We start from the raw sequence: 16,080 nt of genomic DNA, 5'->3' as shown, positions 1-16,080 counted from the left end.
ATGCTCGGGCACAAAATAGTCGGGCAGTTCAAAGTTATGTTGCTCACTTGTGATAAGGGTGTCCCTGAAGCACGGTCCAGCCACGGTAAAGTTGCTCGGCCAGCAGTACCCTGACCAACGGATGCGGCAGGGTCAATTTCGACAATGACCACTTGCGCTCCGCCAGTGCCAGGCAACGGGGATCCAGTCCGTCCGGGCCGCCGATCAACAACGACAGGTTACCGCCTTCCATCTGAAAGTCCGCCAGTTGACCGGCCAGTTGCTCGGTACTGATCGGTTTGCCCAGTACGTCCAGAGCGATCACCCGGTCACCCTTGCCGATGGCCGCCAGCATCGCATCGCCTTCACTGGTGATCGCTCGCTTCAGGTCGGCCCCTTTACCGCGATGACCCAATGACAGCTCACGCAGCTCCAGCGCCATCTCCGGCGGCATCCGCTTGGCATATTCCTGATAACCGGCTTCCACCCAGGCAGGCATCTTGGTGCCGACACAGATCAGACGAATCCGCATAGTGAAAGTTCCGCAGCTTAATTGCGGCGAGGTTCGCCGGTCCGGGCAGCATCCTGCTCGGCATCCGACTCAGCATCAGAGACCGCATCCGGTCCCCAGAGACGCTCCAGGTCATAGAAATCACGGGCGTGAACCTGCATCACGTGCACGACCACATCACCCAGGTCGACCAGCGCCCACTCGGCACTGTCCATCCCCTCGACACCCAAAGGCTGCAGGCCCGCCTGCTTGGCCGCCTGTACGACGCTGTCGGCCGAAGCTTTGACGTGGCGGTTGGATGAACCACTGGCGATCACCATAAAATCGGTGACGCTGCTTTTCCCGCGCACATCGAGGCGGACTAGGTCGCGCGCCTTGTTATCTTCCAGCGCGGTTTCGACCAGTTGGAGCAGTTGTTCGGTAGTCATGGTTTGGGTTTGCATAAATTGGGGTTACTTCTCAGTGATAGAGTCTGCCGTCGGCAGTTCAGGGTTTGGTTTTGACTCCACCTTCCGGTAGAGCTGTTGTTGACGAATATGGTTCCAGACCGAATCGGGCAACAGATAGCGCGGCGAATGGCCGATCCCGATCTGACGGCGGATCTCGCTGGCGGAGATCTCCAGTCCGGCCAGGGTCAGTAGCAATACCGAACCGCAAGGAGTTGCATGCAGCTGGTCTACCGACTCTGCCTGATAGGGTAGCAGCCAGCGCGCCACCGGGTGTTCTGGCTCCAAGTGCCATCCGGGGCGGGCAATCACCAGAATATGGCAAAGCCCGAGCAGCTCCTGCCAGCGATACCAGCTATCGAGCGAACGCAACGAATCGGTGCCGATCACCATCGTCAGACTGACCTCATCCCCAAGCTCGGCTCGTAGTGAACTAAGGGTGTCATAGCTGTACGAGGGGCGGTTTGAACGCAGCTCGCGATCGTCGATCAGCAAATCGACCTCTTCTTCCGCGGCCAGCTGCACCATCGCCAGACGCTGTTCGGCACTGCAACCGGGGGACTCCCGGTGCACCGGCAGGGCACAGGGAACCAACCGAACCTGGGCAAAGCCCAACCGGTCACGCAGCTCCAACGCCATCCGTAGATGACCGTGATGGACCGGATCGAAGGTTCCGCCCAGCATCGCCACCGATCTCGATGGCGATACCTGTTCAGGCGAATTATTGGCGGATATGTCCGTCACCGAGCACCACGTATTTTTGCGACGTCAGCCCTTCCAGCCCAACCGGGCCTCGAGCATGGATCTTATCGGTGGAGATGCCGATCTCGGCACCCAGGCCATACTCGAAGCCATCGGCAAAACGGGTCGACGCATTCACCATCACCGAGCTGGAATCCACCTCGGTCAGGAAACGACGACTGAGAGTATAGTTCTCGGTCACGATCGCATCGGTATGGTGGGAACCATAGCGGTTGATGTGGGTGATCGCCTCGTCGATCGAATCGACCACCTTGATCGCCAGTACCGGCGCCAGGTATTCGGTCGACCAATCCTCTTCGGTGGCGGCCACAGCATCGCTCAGGACTCCACGGGTACGCTCGCAGCCACGCAGTTCGACGCCCTTTTCAGCGTACGCCTTGGCCAGCTCCGGCAGCATCAGATCGGCCACCACCGAGTTCACCAGCAACGTTTCCATGGTGTTGCAGGTGCCATAACGGTGAGTCTTGGCATTAAGGGCGATGTCCAGCGCCTTCTTCGGATCGGCTTCGGCATCAATGTAGACGTGGCAAATGCCATCCAGATGCTTGATCACAGTGACCTTGGCGTCGTTGCTGATCCGCTCGATCAGGCCCTTACCACCCCGAGGTACGATCACATCGACAAACTCCGGCATCGTGATCAGCTCACCCACGGCGGCACGGTCGGTGGTCTCGACTACCTGGACCGCCGCTTCCGGCAACCCGGCCTCCACCAGGCCGGCACGGATGCAGGCTGCCACCGCCTGATTGGAGTGGATCGCTTCGGAGCCACCACGCAAGATCGTTGCGTTACCGGACTTCAGGCACAGGCTGGCCGCTTCGGCGGTGACGTTCGGGCGTGATTCGTAGATGATACCGATCACTCCCAGCGGTACTCGCATCTTGCCGACCTGGATACCGGACGGCATAAAGTTCATATCGGTGATGCCACCCACCGGATCCGGCAGTCCCGCCACCTGCTTCAGGCCTTCGACCATGGTACCGATCCGCTCTGGCGTCAGTTCCAGGCGGTCCAGCATCGCCGCATCCAGGCCGTTGTTGCGACCGTTTTCCAGATCCAACTGATTCGCTTCGATCAGCGCCTCGCGTGAGCTGTCGATCGCCCGCGCCATCGCCAGCAGCGCGGCGTTCTTGGCGCCGGTATCGGCACGCGACAGCAGTCCAGCCGCTTCGCGCGCCTGGGCGCCCAGTTGCGCCATATAGTGTTTGACGTCCATGGTTTCTCTCTTGCCGGTGGAAAACGGACCATTATAGCGAGCCGAGGTGGCTATTTCACGCTCGAAAGCCTCCCAATCCCAGCACGAACGACAACTGGCGCCGGTCGCGCTACACCCTCCGGCAACGAATTGTTATGATGCCCGCTACGCTTTTGCCGCCCGTTACCAGGATGCCGCCTTCGCGCATGAAATTTTCACCCTCTACACTGCTCGCCCCGCTGCTACAACACCTGAGCCTGAGCCGCAAAATCTGGTTAGCCATCGGCACTGCGCTACTTGCTGGCGTGCTCGTGTTCAGTATCGCTCTGAGCCACGAACAGCGCAGTTTCAGCAGGCACCAACTGATGACGCTGGGACAGGCACTGGCCGAACAAACCAGTCAGAGCGCCGCACCGCTGATTCTGGCCGGTGATGAGTTAAGCCTGTCGATCGTGCTGCAGCAGTTGATCACCCTGGAACAGATTCAGGGAGTAGAAATCCTCAACGGTGACGGCGACTATCTGTCCCAAGTCGGCAAGCCCAGCGAGATGAACCTGAGCCAGCCGATTCGAGCCGAGCAAACTCAACTGGGCAGCTTGCGGCTGCATCTCAACCCCGATAGCTCCGTCTACCAGATCAGCGAGCTATTACCGCTGACACTGGCGGCACTGGGCACTGGCCTGATTTTTCTGCTGCTGGCCCTGGTCTGGCTCGGGCACCACCTGGGACGCCCGGCCAAGGCGCTGGTCCACACCATCGTGCAGATCAACCATGGCCACCGCCCGCCAGCGCTTGGGCATCAACGCCATGATGAGCTGGCACCGATGATGCAGCTGTTAAACCAGCACTTCTGCGAACCCGAGGTCGTTGCTCCTCATAAGCCAGATAACGAAACTGCAGCCGCCAAGGAAACTCTCACCGAAACGGCAATGGTTCAGGCCGAGCAGCAGCAACAGCCACCAGCAACGGACTCGCCCGGCGGCCAGGATCCTTTGGATACCCCTGAAACCGAAGTCCCCGCCCCTCATCCAGAGGATAAGTGCCAGACACCAACGGCGGAGCCTGAAGAGTCTGAGCCTGAATCTCCTGAAACCGATCAATCCGCTGATGAGGACTCCGGTCCCCGCGGCTACCTGTTTTACGTCAACCACCATGTCGGCGGCAGCGATACTCTGACCAGCGCCGAGCGTGAGCAGCTGCTGACCCGCTATTACAACTCGCTGCAACAGGTCGCCCGGCTCTACAAAGGTCTGCTGGAAGATGATGCTCTGGGTAACTGGTGTGTGAGATTCGCTCCCTTGTCCGATGATCAGAGCCACGGCATCAACGCCCTATGCGCCGCCCAGCTGTTCAACGCACTCTACCGGGGCATCAACAGTCAGGCGATCCACAACTTCTCCCCGGCTCTGAATATGAAGCTGGTGTTGCTCTGTGGTCCGATTCGAGATTTCGACCGAATGGCCGAAGATGCACTGCTGTTGAGCGACCAGATCCAAGAGAACGATCTGATCACTCATACCGAGCTGTACCAGATCGACGAGCTGCAACAACGACTGCTCGATAGTGCCAGCTACCGCAAATTCGATCAGGATACCCTGCTGATCGCCAGTCTGAACCGTGACTACCAAACCCTGATCGACCGGCAGGCCGAACACTTCCTCAAGCAGAGCGGTTAACCTCTGCCAACTGTTTCGTTACGGTAGCAGCCGCCACCGGGATCAACCGATCCGCAAGATAGCGTCCAGCTGCTGCCGCCAACAGTGACTCTTCTGTGCTAATTTCATGGCCGCGTGGGCCGGGCTGGTAGAGGGTAATCGCTGCCTGGGCAGCTGCTGCAGGTGATCGGGGAGCCCTTTGAGCACATAGCGGTTAAACGCCTGCTCCGCTTTGGCTCCGTTGAAGAAGATCGCTTCGATGGTCGGATGCAAATCCAACAACGCAGCAAAATCGTTGGGCCGGATACTCTGCTCGACGATTGATGAATCAAGACTGCCGGGACGCCGGCACTCGGCCAGCACATCCCAGAGCGCGATGCCATGACGCTGTAGCCGCGCTAGTCGCTCGGCGTAAGGCAACTCAGCATCAAAGCCCAACAGCTCAGCCATAATCGGCCAGAAGGCATTACGCGGATGGGCGTAGTACTGCTGTTGCTGCAGCGACCGCTGTCCCGGCATCGAGCCGAGTATCAACAACTTTGCGCCGACGTCGATGACCGGCGCAAAGCTCTGGGCATGGTGCTCAGCCTCAGCTGTCACCGTTGCCGCTTTCCTCATCGGCGCCGTCACTTTGAGCACTCGGGCTATCGAGTGCATCGACCCGCTGGAAGCCGCGCGGCAACTTGTTGCCTCGACGACCCCGCTCACCTCGGTAATGCTCCAGATCGGCGGCCTTCAAGGTCAGATGACGCTTGCCGGCATGGATGCGCAACGACGCCCCAGGCTCGAGCACCTGCAGCGCAACGACGAACTCTTCGCGGTTGGCGACCCGACCCGACGGGATATTGATGATCTTGTTGCCCTTGCCCTTGCTTAGCTGGGGCAGGTCCTTGACCGGGAACAGCAGCAACCTACCCTCATTACTAACCGCCGCCAGCAGTTGCTCGTCCTGGTTGGTCACCGATTGTGGCGCCAACACCTTGGCACCTTTGGGCAGGCTCAGAACTGCTTTACCGGCTTTGTTCTTACCCAGCAGGTCTTCGTAACTGCAGACAAAGCCGTAACCGCTGTCCGAGGCGAGCAGATAGCGCTGTTCCGGCGCACCGACCAGCAGCGCATCCACATTGGCTTCGCTGGGGATCGACAAGCGCCCGGTCAACGGCTCGCCCTGTCCCCGTGCCGAAGGCAGGGTATGCACCGGCAGCGAATAAGCCCGTCCGGTCGAATCTAGGAACACCGCCGATTGGTTCATCCGCCCCTTGGCCGACAGTTTGTAATCGTCACCGGATTTGTAGTTCAACGCCTTGGCGTCGACATCAAACCCTTTGGCGGCCCGGACCCAGCCCTGCTTCGACAGCACCACGGTCATCGGATCGGAACCGAGCAGGTCGACCTCGCTGAACGCTTTGGCCTCTTCGCGCTGGGCGATCGGTGAACGACGCTCATCGCCGTATTGTTCAGCCGCCGCCGTCAGCTCCTGCTTGATCAATTTGCGCAGCGCGGCCTTGGAGCCCAGTAGTTTTTCCAACTTCTGACGCTCTTTGCTCAGTTCATCCTGCTCACCGCGGATCTTCATCTCTTCGAGCTTGGCCAGGTGGCGCAGTTTCAGCTCCAGAATCGCTTCGGCCTGAACATCGGTGATACCGAAACGCTCCATCAATACCGGTTTGGGCTTGTCCTCGGTACGGATGATCTCGATCACCTCGTCGATATTGAGGAACGCGACCAACAGGCCATCGAGAATATGCAGTCGATCGAGCACTTTCTCGAGTCGATGTTCGAGTCTGCGAGTGACGGTGTCGGTTCGATATTGCAGCCACTCGCCCAGGATCATTCGCAGGTTCTTAACCTGCGGACGGCCGTCGATGCCGATCATGTTGAAGTTGACCCGGTAGGTCCGCTCCAGATCGGTGGAAGCGAACAGGTGCGCCATCATCTGCTCGACATCGACCCGATTCGAGCGCGGCACGATCACCAGGCGGGTCGGATTCTCATGATCCGATTCGTCCCGCAGGTCGGTCACCATCGGCAACTTCTTGGCCTGCATCTGGGCAGCGATCTGCTCCAGTATTTTGGCACCGGAGACCTGGTGCGGCAGCGCGGTGATCACTACCTCGCCGTCTTCTTTACGATACACCGCTCGCATTCGAACCGAACCCCGTCCGGTCTGGTAGAGTTTTCGCAACTCCTGCGGCGGCGAGATGATCTCGGCTTCGGTCGGGAAGTCCGGGCCGGGCAGGTGCTCGCAAAGCTCATCGAGATCGGCCTGCGGATTATCCAGCAGGTGCAGACAGGCGTTGATCGTCTCACGCAGGTTGTGGGGAGGGATGTCGGTGGCCATACCGACCGCGATCCCGGTACTGCCGTTAAGCAGCACATTCGGTACCTGGGCCGGCAGTGTCAGCGGTTCGGTCAGGGTACCGTCGAAGTTCGGCCCCCAGTCAACCGTGCCCTGACCCAGCTCGTTCAGCAGCAGCGCGCTGTAGGGTGTCAGACGAGACTCGGTATAACGCATCGCCGCAAACGACTTGGGATCGTCCGGCGAACCCCAGTTTCCCTGACCGTCAACCAGCGGATAACGGTAGCTGAACGGCTGCGCCATCAGCACCATCGCCTCGTAACAGGCGCTGTCACCGTGCGGGTGGAACTTACCCAGTACGTCACCGACGGTACGGGCCGATTTCTTGAATTTGGCGCCAGCTCTCAGGCCCAGCTCCGACATCGCATAAACGATTCGCCGCTGTACCGGCTTCAAGCCGTCACCGATATGGGGCAAGGCCCGGTCGAGAATGACGTACATCGAATAATCGAGGTAGGCCTTCTCGGTATAGGTTTTCAAGGATTGGCGTTCAACGCCTTCGTCGATCTCAACACTGGCTGACATAGTCGGCAGTCACCCTTACTACAAAATACAGTACGGTTTTCAATAACCGCAGATAAGACTCGGCCCCCGCTCGGCAAACCAAGCGCAGACCATTCAATACGATAAATTAGGGCAGAATCAACTCGAAGCAACCGCCGCCCAGTTGGCCGCCATTACTCAACCGCACCTGACCGTAGCGATCCCCCTGGCGATGATGTTCAGCTACCAGTACCGAGAAATAGAGTCCGAAGCCGGTGCTGCCGCTGCCGAAATCCACTCCCATCCGGCACTTCTGCAACTCTCCGAGCATCTGCTCTGGATAGCCGGGACCATCGTCTTCCACCACCAGACTCAGGTTGCCGTCACGCTCGCGAACCTGAATCAGCACCTTGGAGCGAGCATAGCGGATCACATTGGTGACGATATTGCCCAACACCCCCACCACCAGATTCTTGTCGAAGGTCCAGCAAAGTTCCGGATCCACCTGTTGCTCGATCTCGATGCCCCAGGGCTCGAGGGTCGGTTGGTTCATCAGCACCACATCCTCGATAAACTCATCCAGATAGTGCTCATCAGGCAACGACTGATACTGCTGATTCTCGACCTTATAAAGCATCATCAGCTGGATCAGCGAATTATTCAGCCGGTTTGCTTCCAGCTGGAGGTGCCCCACATCAACCCCGGAATCGCTGCTCTGCGGCGGCAGCTGATTGATCTGATGCATTATCAGCGCAATCGAATTTTTCATATCATGGACGCTGGACGCCAGCAGCACGGCAAAGTCCAGCTTCGCTTCCGCACTCACGCTTATTTGCCCCCCATCTTGTGATACATCGCCTTGAGCTGCTGACTGAGCGGATAGCGCTTGTCGTTCTGCGGTAGCACAGCGATCTGCTTAAAGCACTGCCCCACCTGCACCATCAGGCGCGGCTCGACCCCGTTCTGTTTCATCTGCCGCAACGCCACCTGGGCAAAATTCAGGTTGATCGCAAAGCTGCGCGGTTTCTCAGCCCGCGCCTTCTTCAGCAGCACCAGCGCACGGCCGATCTCGCCCTGGGCATAAAGCTCCACCGCCTCATGGTTGTAGATCGACTCTTCGCGCTGCATATGCTGCACCAGCTTGTCGGCCACATCCTCTTTGCCGGTCTGCTGCAGCGTGCTGATCAACTGTTCCTTAATGTCGTTGCTGACGTCGCTGCCCTCTTTAATGCAGGCTTCATAGGCCTGCTGCAGCGCCTTGTCGGACACCTCGGCCTCACCCAGCCGCAGGTGAAATTCGCTCTCGGCCAGATGGGCCTGCACCGTCACCGTCGGGTCGCGCTTGTAGTCGCTACGGACCTCGTCCATCAGGGTGGTGACCTTGGAGCGCATCCGCTTGGCGGTACGCGAGTCCGCTTCCTTGATCCGCTCGCCGATCACCTTGGACAGATTGAAGTAGTGGTTCGGGTCGCGGAACACCGAGGTTTTGCCCACTTTGATACTCTGATTAAAAGCTTTCTCGGCCACCGCCATATCGCCGTTGGCCATCGACAGTTCCCCCAGCAAGGCCTGACGCCGCACATTGCGCGGCGAGATCTCGGTGCCGTTAACCAGGGTCTGCTGGGCCGCTTCGTTATCGCCCTGGGCCCGTTGGGTCCGCGCCAACCAGTCGTAGGCCTGCACATAGCGTTCATTCTGGTTGAGGATTTTACGAAAATGCTCCTCGGCGCCACTGTAGTCGTCGCGATGATAGCAGCACTTGCCCAACCCCAGTTCGGCCCAGGGCACAAACTTGTTCTGCAACAGCGACCGATAGATCTCGGTGCACTGATCAAAAGCCTGCTGTTCCATCAACAACTCCGACCGCAGTTTCAGCAGATAGCCCTTATAGCGCGGATGCTGATCGGCCAACTCGGTGCAGAGCTTGATCGCCTCAAGTGGCTGGCCTTTGTCAATCCGGGTGTAGATCGGCAACAGTGCGTCACGGCGAGCAATCAGGCGTTCCAACCGGGCGTTGAGCACTTCCTTGGTGAACGGTTTGGTCAGATACTCATCGGGCTGATACTCCAGTGCGCCCATCACCATATCGGTCGAATTTTCCGCCGTCAGCATGATGTAGATACAGGCACTCTTGAGCAGCTTGTGATGTTTGACCTCTTCGAGGATATCGTTACCGTTACGCCCTTCGCCAAGGTTGTAATCGGACAGCACCACGTCATACCGGGTCTTCTTGATCAGCGGCAACGCCTGCTCGGCGTCCTTGGCAACCTGGATATGTTCATGGGGGACTCCATAGAACATCACCATGCTCCGCAACGCCGAGCTGAAATGGGCCAGGTCTTCAATAATCAGAAACCGCAATTTTGAGTAGTCGAGCATTGATGATTTCCTTGTATTGCTCTAGCGCGGCCTATCCTGACCCGGGCCGCTGCAAGCTCCGGCCGGAGCTTGCAGCAAACTTCGGCGGTTACACCTGTGCCAGATTTCCTTTCTGTTGTAGCCATTCCTTGCGATCACCGGCGCGCTTTTTCGCCAGCAACATATCCATCATTTCGTGGGTTCCATCACCCGGTTCAATGCTCAACTGCACCAGCCGACGGGTATCGCGCGACATGGTCGTTTCCCGTAGCTGCATCGGGTTCATCTCACCCAAGCCCTTGAAGCGCTGAACATTGATCTTGCCACGTTTTTTCTCGGCGTGAATCCGATCCAACGTACCGGACTTCTCCTCCTCGTCCAGCGCGTAGAACACCTCTTTACCGACATCGATCCGATAGAGCGGCGGCATCGCCACATAGACATGGCCGGCCATCACCAGCGGTTTGAAGTGACGCACGAACAACGCGCACAGCAGGGTCGCGATATGCAGCCCGTCGGAATCGGCATCCGCCAGGATACAGACCTTACCGTAGCGTAGCCCATCCAGGTTATCCGAGCCCGGGTCCACCCCGATCGCCACCGAGATGTCATGCACTTCCTGGGAAGCCAGGATATCGCCCGACTCGACCTCCCAAGTGTTCAGAATCTTACCGCGCAGCGGCATCACCGCCTGGAACTCACGATCACGGGCCTGCTTGGCAGAACCGCCGGCCGAGTCCCCTTCAACCAGGAACAGTTCGGAATTGAGCGCCTCACCGCCGGAACAATCGGCCAGTTTGCCCGGCAGAGCCGGCCCCTGGGTCACCCGCTTGCGGGTCACCTTCTTACGCGAACGCATCCGTTTCTGGGCGTTATTGATCGCCAGCTCCGCCAACAATTCACCCTGATCGGTATGCTTGTTCAACCACAGGCTGAACGCGTCCTTGACCGTGCCGCTGACAAAGGCCGCAACCTGCCGGGATGACAGTCGCTCCTTGGTCTGACCGGAGAACTGCGGGTCCTGCATTTTTACCGACAACACATAGCAGCAGCGGTCCCAGATATCTTCGGCGGTCAGTTTGACCCCCCGCGGCAGCAGGTTACGGAACTCGCAGAACTCACGAATGGCTTCGAGCAGACCGGTCCGAAAACCGTTCACATGGGTGCCGCCCTGAGCGGTCGGAATCAGGTTAACGTAACTCTCGGCCACCAGATCACCGCCTTCCGGCAACCACTGCACCGCCCACTCGCAAGCTTCAATATCACCGGTCAATGAGCCGACGAAGGGCTCCTGCGGCAGCGTTTCGAACAGTTGGTTGGCCCCTTTGAGATAGTCGGTCAGACCATCTTCGTAGTACCAACTCTGCTTGTCCTTCTCCTTGCCGGACAGGTCATTGAAGACCACCTTCAGGCCCGGACAGAGTACCGCCTTGGCCCGAAGCATATGGCGAAGCTTGGCCACCGAATACTTGGGTGAGTCGAAATACTGCGGATCGGCCAGAAACCGGACCTCGGTGCCGGTGTTGCGCTTACCCACCGTATCGATCACTTCCAGGTCGGAGACTTTCTCACCGTCGGCAAAGCCGATCCGATACAGTTTCCCATCCCGCTTGATCTGCACTTCCAGCAGTTTCGACAGCGCATTCACCACCGACACCCCAACCCCGTGCAGACCGCCGGAGAACTGGTAATTGTCGTTGGAGAATTTGCCGCCGGCATGGAGTCGGGTCAGGATCAGCTCCACCCCGCTGATACCGTGTTCCGGGTGGATATCCACCGGCATACCGCGACCGTTATCGCTGATCGACAGCGAGTTATCCGGGTGCAGCGAGACTTCAATCTGGGTCGCGTGACCGGCCAACGCCTCATCGACGGAGTTATCGATAACTTCCTGGGCCAAATGGTTGGGGCGGTCGGTTTCGGTATACATACCCGGTCGTTTCTTGACCGGGTCGAGGCCACTAAGGACTTCAATGGCATCGGCGTTGTAGTTATTACTCATCGTTACTGCGTTGTTCTCTGCTATTTATCCGCCGGATTAGTCGCGTTGTCCGCCGGACTAGTCGTGGCCTTGAGATAGGCTTCAGCCTGCTGTTTTAAAGTGTCGTCGTTGGCAAACTCAAACAGTGTCGGCCAATAGGTATCGAATTGTTGGAAACCATGGTCACCCCCTTCGGTCACCACCTGACGTGACTGGGCGAACTTTTCCACCCCTTCGCGATAATCGAGCACTTCATCACCGGTCTGGGTCAGCAACAGGTAGCGCGACGGGTCGTGCAAACTCTGCCGGTTCAGCGTCAGCAGCTGATCCAGATGGCCGCGGGTCAACAGGTAGCGCTCGTGGGTATAGATGTTTTCATTCTCTCCCAGCCAGACATCCAGCAATTCAAAGGGTCGCACCGACGGGTTGATCAGAACCGCACTGAGATTGGACTCGCGGCCCTGGGTTTCGACCAGATAGGTGGCGTAGTAGCCCCCCAGCGAGCTTCCCAACAGCACGATCGGTTGCTGGTGATGACGACGCTGTTCGGCCAGCAACTCCTCCAGCAGCACTATCGCATCGGCTGGCTGATAGGGCAGCGCCGGCACCAGCAGCCGTTTCCCTTGCCCCTGCTCCTTCATCCAGTTACCCAGATGACGCGCTTTATAGGACTGAGGTGAGCTGTTGAAGCCGTGGATATATAAATACAGCGGCGTATTCATGATGGCCTTAAGTGTCAGGTACTGGACGGGAGCAGCCGTTACCGTCTTGATGTCGACGGCTCTGAGTTCGGCGCTAATCTATCCGGAAAATACCCTATCGACAAACGCTTAGGCAAGATCGACCCGCACGATACCTGATCTAAGCCATGCTTCCAGGCTCTGGTTTGACGTTGCGCCGCTATCAAACCGTTGCAGCTGCAACCAACGATAGCCCGGTTTGGCCTGCGGGCCGCGTTCGACCAGCTCCATCTGTTCGGTGCCAACAGCAAACTCCACCGACGTGGCCGGGCAGCTGAAGAGGCGGTGGATTCCGCGCTCGAATTGACGCCCTTGATGAATATGGCCAAACAGCATGGCAATCGGCCATCCAGCGGCATCGGCCGGCGCCAGCCTAGCCCAGAATGCCTCGACATTTCCAAGCATGATCTGGTTCTGCCAGGGGCTGTCGACCTCGACCGGATTATGATGCAGCACCACTAGCAAGCGTTGCTGCTGTTCCATTGCCAGATCCAGCTGCTGGGATAAAAACGCCAATTCCGAGGGAGGCAGAGACCCCGCACCCCGTCCATCCGGTTCGGCAGTGCTATCGAGCAACACCAGCCGCCAACCCTCCCAGCAAAGCACTTTCGGTTGCTGCGGCACCAAGACCGACATCATTCGAGCATCGTCGTGGTTGCCGGGAATCCAGTACCAGGGCAGCCCTAAATCCTTCAGATAACCCAGCAGACGCTGATAGCCGTCCTCACTGCCATGGTGAACCAGATCGCCGCTAAGCAGCAGCGCATCAGCCTTTGGAAAGCGAGTGCCAACATCCGCCAGTACGTTCTGGAACTGTCGATCGACATCAAGACCACGATAACCCTGGGATCGAAGCTGAGGCAAATGCAGGTCGCTGAGTTGGATCAGCTGCAATTGATCGCTGTGGCTATGCAGCCGCACCTCGGGGCTCATCTGGAGATTAGACATGGAAAGAATCAGGCTTCGACCGGTCGGTCGCTGTTATGGCCATGGGCTAAGCACTGGCTCAGCCATTCGCCCAAATAACGGTTGAGCTGGGCTTTCTCGTCCGGCTGGTGCATCTGGGCATTAGGGTAGCTGTACCGTCCGGCCAACTGGCGCCGTTGCTTCCGGCAGATCACCTCGGCCATACGCGCATCATGGTAGAGCCGCACCATCAGTGCCGGCATCTGAATCCACTGATTGTCTTCGTAACGCTGCTCGACCCGTAAGGTGGTGGTGTAGGTGAAGCGTTCTTCAACCCGGATCTGCACCCGGGCCCGGTGATGGTGCCAACTAACATGGAATTCACGCAGGTCGCAGTCGTCCAGATCCGGCATCAGCCGCATCAGCTTCAGATAGTTACCTTCGCAACAGGCCATCTGTGCGCCAAGGTCTGGAACATATCGCTTGCGTACCGCCAAGCTCATTGCGCTGTCTCCTGGTTGTCTGCGCTGTTCTCACTTTCCCCACTCTTATCGGAGTCCCACAGCTGTTGCAGTCGTTGATGATTCATTTGCAACCACTGCAGCGCGATCAGGGTAGCCGCATTGTTGATGCGACCCTCGGTGACCGCCGCAAAAGCCTCCTTACGACTGACCACCAGCGCCCGGATATCTTCACCTTCGTGGGCCAGCCCGAAAATGCCACCCTGGTCTCGACTGTCGATCTGACCACAGAGCAGGTGAATCTGCTCCTGACTTCCTCCGGGGCTGACATGATAACAGCAGATCGGCTCTAGCCGCTGCACCGACAGTCCAGCTTCCTCTTCTGCTTCACGCAGGGCGACCTGCTCGACCGTCTCTCCGGGCTCGACGATCCCGGCCACCAGCTCCAGCAACCAAGGACTGCTCGGATCCTGCAGCGCACCGACCCGGAATTGCTCGATCAGCAGTACCTGATCCCGCACCGGATCATAAGGGAGCAAACAGACCGCATCGTCGCGAACGAACAGCTCTCGCGTCAGCGGATCGGACCAGCCGCCATCAAACAATCGATGTCGAAGCTGCACTCGATCCAGTTTGAAAAAACCGTCGTATACCCGCTCGGTCTGGAGCAGTTCAATATCCTCAGTGCTGAACGTGGGGGCGTTTTTGATGCTCATATCCTCTGATCGTGCCTATCCAAGTATCGCTCAACTATAGCCCCCCAGTAGCGGCTTAGGGAACCTGACACTATCTATCCACAGTGGCGACGCGATCCTTATCGGCTTAGAAGGCACAAGGAAATCATTGAATTCAATGGCGTGCTGGCTATAGTGGGGGCTGAAATTTGACAGCCTAAGGAAACCCCCATGAGCCGTTCCTTCGTGATCCTCGGTGCAGGCATCTCTGGCCTGACCACCGCCTGGTTCCTGAAACAGCAAGGCCACCAGGTCACGCTGCTGGAAGCGAGGGATCAGGCCGGTGGCAATCTGCGAACACTGCACCGCGACGGTTTCCTGATCGAGCGGGGGCCCAACTCAACCCTGAATAACCGCCCGGCGCTGGATCTGCTGTTCCAGAGCCTGGGGATTAATCCAATTGAAGCCAACAAGACCAGTAAGAAGCGTTTTGTGCTGCGCGACGGTCAGATCCACCCGCTGCCGATGGGCCCCGGTGCCTTTATCAGCACCCCGCTATTCAAGGCCGCCGGAAAATGGCGTCTGCTGCTGGAACCCTTTATCGGTCGTGCCGATCACGAAGAGAGCGTAGCGGAATTTGTCCAACGCCGTCTCGGTCGCGAGTTCCTCGACTACGCCATCAATCCGTTCGTGTCCGGGGTCTACGCCGGCGATCCTGACCGTCTGTCGGTTCGCGCCGCCACCGCCAAGGTCTACGCGCTGGAGGAGCAGTACCGCTCCATGTTTATCGGCATGATCGCCAAGACCCTGGCCGGCAAGCACAGCGGCGGTGCCGGCCCCAGCGGCAGCATGATTTCGTTCGACCGGGGCATGCAACAGCTGGCGGACTGCTTGGCAGACGCCTTCGGCGAATCGCTACACACCGGTGTTTCGGTGGATCGGATCGAACGCCTCGACGACGGTCGCTGGCAGGCCGGTGCTGGTGAGCGCAGTTGGCAGGGGGACGAGTTGATCATGACCCTGCCGGCTGCGGTCTGTGAACAACTGCTGACTCCTCTGACCGGCGGACTCGACGATCAACTGGCAACGATCGAATACCCCCATGTGGCATCGGTATCGCTGGGCTTCAACAAGGATCAGATCGACCACCCGCTGGACGGTTTTGGCTTCCTGATTCCGCGCTGTACCGGGGTTGAAACCCTCGGGGTGCTTTTTCCGTCCAGCATATTCCCGAATCGGGCACCGGATAACAGCCACCTATTGACCTGTTTTATCGGCGGTAGTCTCAATCCCGAGATCGATAGCGTCGATGACGAACGGGTCGTACAACGGGTACTCGATGATATCCGCCCGCTACTGGGGGTTTGCGGAGAGCCCAGCCTGGTGGAGGTCAGCCGCTGGCCAGCCGCGATTCCGCAATACCAGATGGGGCACCTGCAAAGGCTGGAAGCGGTTGAAGCCAAGCTCAGCGGTTACTCCGGTCTACACCTGCGCGCCAACTGGCGTGATGGGATTTCCGTCGCCGACTGTGTGCAAAACGGCTACGAGCTAGCCCAGAAACTGGGCTGAA

The 16,080-nt window shown here is 58.6% G+C and carries 15 protein-coding genes; 2 read left to right on the top strand and 13 right to left on the bottom strand.

The window, feature by feature from the left end:
- Window positions 1-43 precede the first annotated feature (43 nt).
- Genes rlmH through DV711_RS00320 form a run of 4 tightly spaced genes read right to left on the bottom strand, consistent with a single transcriptional unit; the run spans window position 44 to window position 2,914 of the window.
- Entirely contained in the window at window positions 44-511 is a 468-nt protein-coding gene (rlmH, locus tag DV711_RS00335; protein ID WP_114693673.1) for a 23S rRNA (pseudouridine(1915)-N(3))-methyltransferase RlmH, read from the bottom strand.
- A gap of 17 nt (window positions 512-528) precedes the next feature.
- Window positions 529-933, bottom strand: a complete 405-nt coding sequence (gene rsfS, locus DV711_RS00330) for a ribosome silencing factor (protein WP_481318816.1) — start codon at window positions 931-933, stop codon at window positions 529-531.
- A gap of 9 nt (window positions 934-942) precedes the next feature.
- Window positions 943-1,680: a nicotinate-nucleotide adenylyltransferase gene (gene nadD / locus DV711_RS00325; RefSeq protein WP_207802509.1), complete on the bottom strand. Its 738-nt coding sequence runs from the start codon at window positions 1,678-1,680 to the stop codon at window positions 943-945.
- On the bottom strand, window positions 1,658-2,914 hold the full coding sequence (locus tag DV711_RS00320) for a glutamate-5-semialdehyde dehydrogenase (RefSeq protein ID WP_114693671.1): 1,257 nt from the start codon (window positions 2,912-2,914) through the stop codon (window positions 1,658-1,660). Before DV711_RS00320 ends, nadD begins: the two co-directional genes overlap by 23 nt.
- Window positions 2,915-3,099: 185 nt before the next feature.
- Here DV711_RS00320 and DV711_RS00315 point away from each other — a divergent pair, with 185 nt between their 5' ends.
- Window positions 3,100-4,569 carry a hypothetical protein gene (locus tag DV711_RS00315; protein ID WP_114693670.1) on the top strand — a complete coding sequence of 490 codons (1,470 nt, stop codon included), beginning with the start codon at window positions 3,100-3,102 and terminating at the stop codon, window positions 4,567-4,569.
- Between the two features lie 42 nt (window positions 4,570-4,611).
- Here the strand turns inward: DV711_RS00315 and DV711_RS00310 are convergent, their stop codons facing one another.
- The 9 genes from DV711_RS00310 to nudF form a co-directional block, all read right to left on the bottom strand.
- Complete coding sequence (locus tag DV711_RS00310; protein ID WP_243633697.1) at window positions 4,612-5,148, bottom strand: DNA-deoxyinosine glycosylase; 537 nt, start codon at window positions 5,146-5,148, stop codon at window positions 4,612-4,614.
- Window positions 5,138-7,432: a DNA topoisomerase IV subunit A gene (gene parC / locus DV711_RS00305; protein ID WP_114693668.1), complete on the bottom strand. Its 2,295-nt coding sequence runs from the start codon at window positions 7,430-7,432 to the stop codon at window positions 5,138-5,140. The genes DV711_RS00310 and parC overlap by 11 nt, the downstream gene beginning before the upstream one ends.
- A gap of 106 nt (window positions 7,433-7,538) precedes the next feature.
- Window positions 7,539-8,216: a sensor histidine kinase gene (locus DV711_RS00300; protein WP_114693667.1), complete on the bottom strand. Its 678-nt coding sequence runs from the start codon at window positions 8,214-8,216 to the stop codon at window positions 7,539-7,541.
- 2 nt (window positions 8,217-8,218) lie between these two features.
- Entirely contained in the window at window positions 8,219-9,769 is a 1,551-nt protein-coding gene (locus DV711_RS00295; RefSeq protein ID WP_114693666.1) for a response regulator, read from the bottom strand.
- Between the two features lie 88 nt (window positions 9,770-9,857).
- Complete coding sequence (gene parE / locus DV711_RS00290) at window positions 9,858-11,750, bottom strand: DNA topoisomerase IV subunit B (protein ID WP_114693665.1); 1,893 nt, start codon at window positions 11,748-11,750, stop codon at window positions 9,858-9,860.
- Window positions 11,751-11,770: 20 nt separating this feature from the next.
- Entirely contained in the window at window positions 11,771-12,451 is a 681-nt protein-coding gene (locus DV711_RS00285; RefSeq protein ID WP_114693664.1) for a YqiA/YcfP family alpha/beta fold hydrolase, read from the bottom strand.
- Window positions 12,452-12,559: 108 nt separating this feature from the next.
- Entirely contained in the window at window positions 12,560-13,417 is an 858-nt protein-coding gene (locus DV711_RS00280) for a metallophosphoesterase (RefSeq protein ID WP_114693663.1), read from the bottom strand.
- An 8-nt stretch (window positions 13,418-13,425) separates the two neighbouring features.
- On the bottom strand, window positions 13,426-13,878 hold the full coding sequence (locus DV711_RS00275) for a DUF1249 domain-containing protein (RefSeq protein ID WP_114693662.1): 453 nt from the start codon (window positions 13,876-13,878) through the stop codon (window positions 13,426-13,428).
- Window positions 13,875-14,552, bottom strand: a complete 678-nt coding sequence (gene nudF, locus DV711_RS00270; RefSeq protein ID WP_114693661.1) for an ADP-ribose diphosphatase — start codon at window positions 14,550-14,552, stop codon at window positions 13,875-13,877. Before nudF ends, DV711_RS00275 begins: the two co-directional genes overlap by 4 nt.
- A 189-nt stretch (window positions 14,553-14,741) precedes the next feature.
- On the opposite strand from nudF, the gene hemG reads away from it, so the two are divergent.
- Window positions 14,742-16,079 carry a protoporphyrinogen oxidase gene (hemG, locus tag DV711_RS00265; RefSeq protein WP_114693660.1) on the top strand — a complete coding sequence of 446 codons (1,338 nt, stop codon included), beginning with the start codon at window positions 14,742-14,744 and terminating at the stop codon, window positions 16,077-16,079.
- Window position 16,080 lies beyond the last annotated feature (1 nt).

Source organism: Motiliproteus coralliicola (assembly GCF_003345655.1).
Taxonomy (GTDB): Bacteria; Pseudomonadota; Gammaproteobacteria; order Pseudomonadales; family Balneatricaceae; genus Motiliproteus; species Motiliproteus coralliicola.
Note: the sequence above shows the minus strand (reverse complement) of the source record. Positions and strands in the feature narration are given on the sequence as shown.

Bases quoted from the DNA above. Each gene is read 5' to 3' on its own strand.
- rlmH (WP_114693673.1), bottom strand. From the start codon at position 511: ATGCGGATTCGTCTGATCTGTGTCGGCACCAAGATGCCTGCCTGGGTG.
- rsfS (WP_481318816.1), bottom strand. From the start codon at position 933: ATGCAAACCCAAACCATGACTACCGAACAACTGCTCCAACTGGTCGAA.
- DV711_RS00320 (WP_114693671.1), bottom strand. From the start codon at position 2,914: ATGGACGTCAAACACTATATGGCGCAACTGGGCGCCCAGGCGCGCGAA.
- DV711_RS00315 (WP_114693670.1), top strand. From the start codon at position 3,100: ATGAAATTTTCACCCTCTACACTGCTCGCCCCGCTGCTACAACACCTG.
- parC (WP_114693668.1), bottom strand. From the start codon at position 7,432: ATGTCAGCCAGTGTTGAGATCGACGAAGGCGTTGAACGCCAATCCTTG.
- DV711_RS00295 (WP_114693666.1), bottom strand. From the start codon at position 9,769: ATGCTCGACTACTCAAAATTGCGGTTTCTGATTATTGAAGACCTGGCC.
- parE (WP_114693665.1), bottom strand. From the start codon at position 11,750: ATGAGTAATAACTACAACGCCGATGCCATTGAAGTCCTTAGTGGCCTC.
- DV711_RS00285 (WP_114693664.1), bottom strand. From the start codon at position 12,451: ATGAATACGCCGCTGTATTTATATATCCACGGCTTCAACAGCTCACCT.
- DV711_RS00280 (WP_114693663.1), bottom strand. From the start codon at position 13,417: ATGTCTAATCTCCAGATGAGCCCCGAGGTGCGGCTGCATAGCCACAGC.
- DV711_RS00275 (WP_114693662.1), bottom strand. From the start codon at position 13,878: ATGAGCTTGGCGGTACGCAAGCGATATGTTCCAGACCTTGGCGCACAG.
- nudF (WP_114693661.1), bottom strand. From the start codon at position 14,552: ATGAGCATCAAAAACGCCCCCACGTTCAGCACTGAGGATATTGAACTG.
- hemG (WP_114693660.1), top strand. From the start codon at position 14,742: ATGAGCCGTTCCTTCGTGATCCTCGGTGCAGGCATCTCTGGCCTGACC.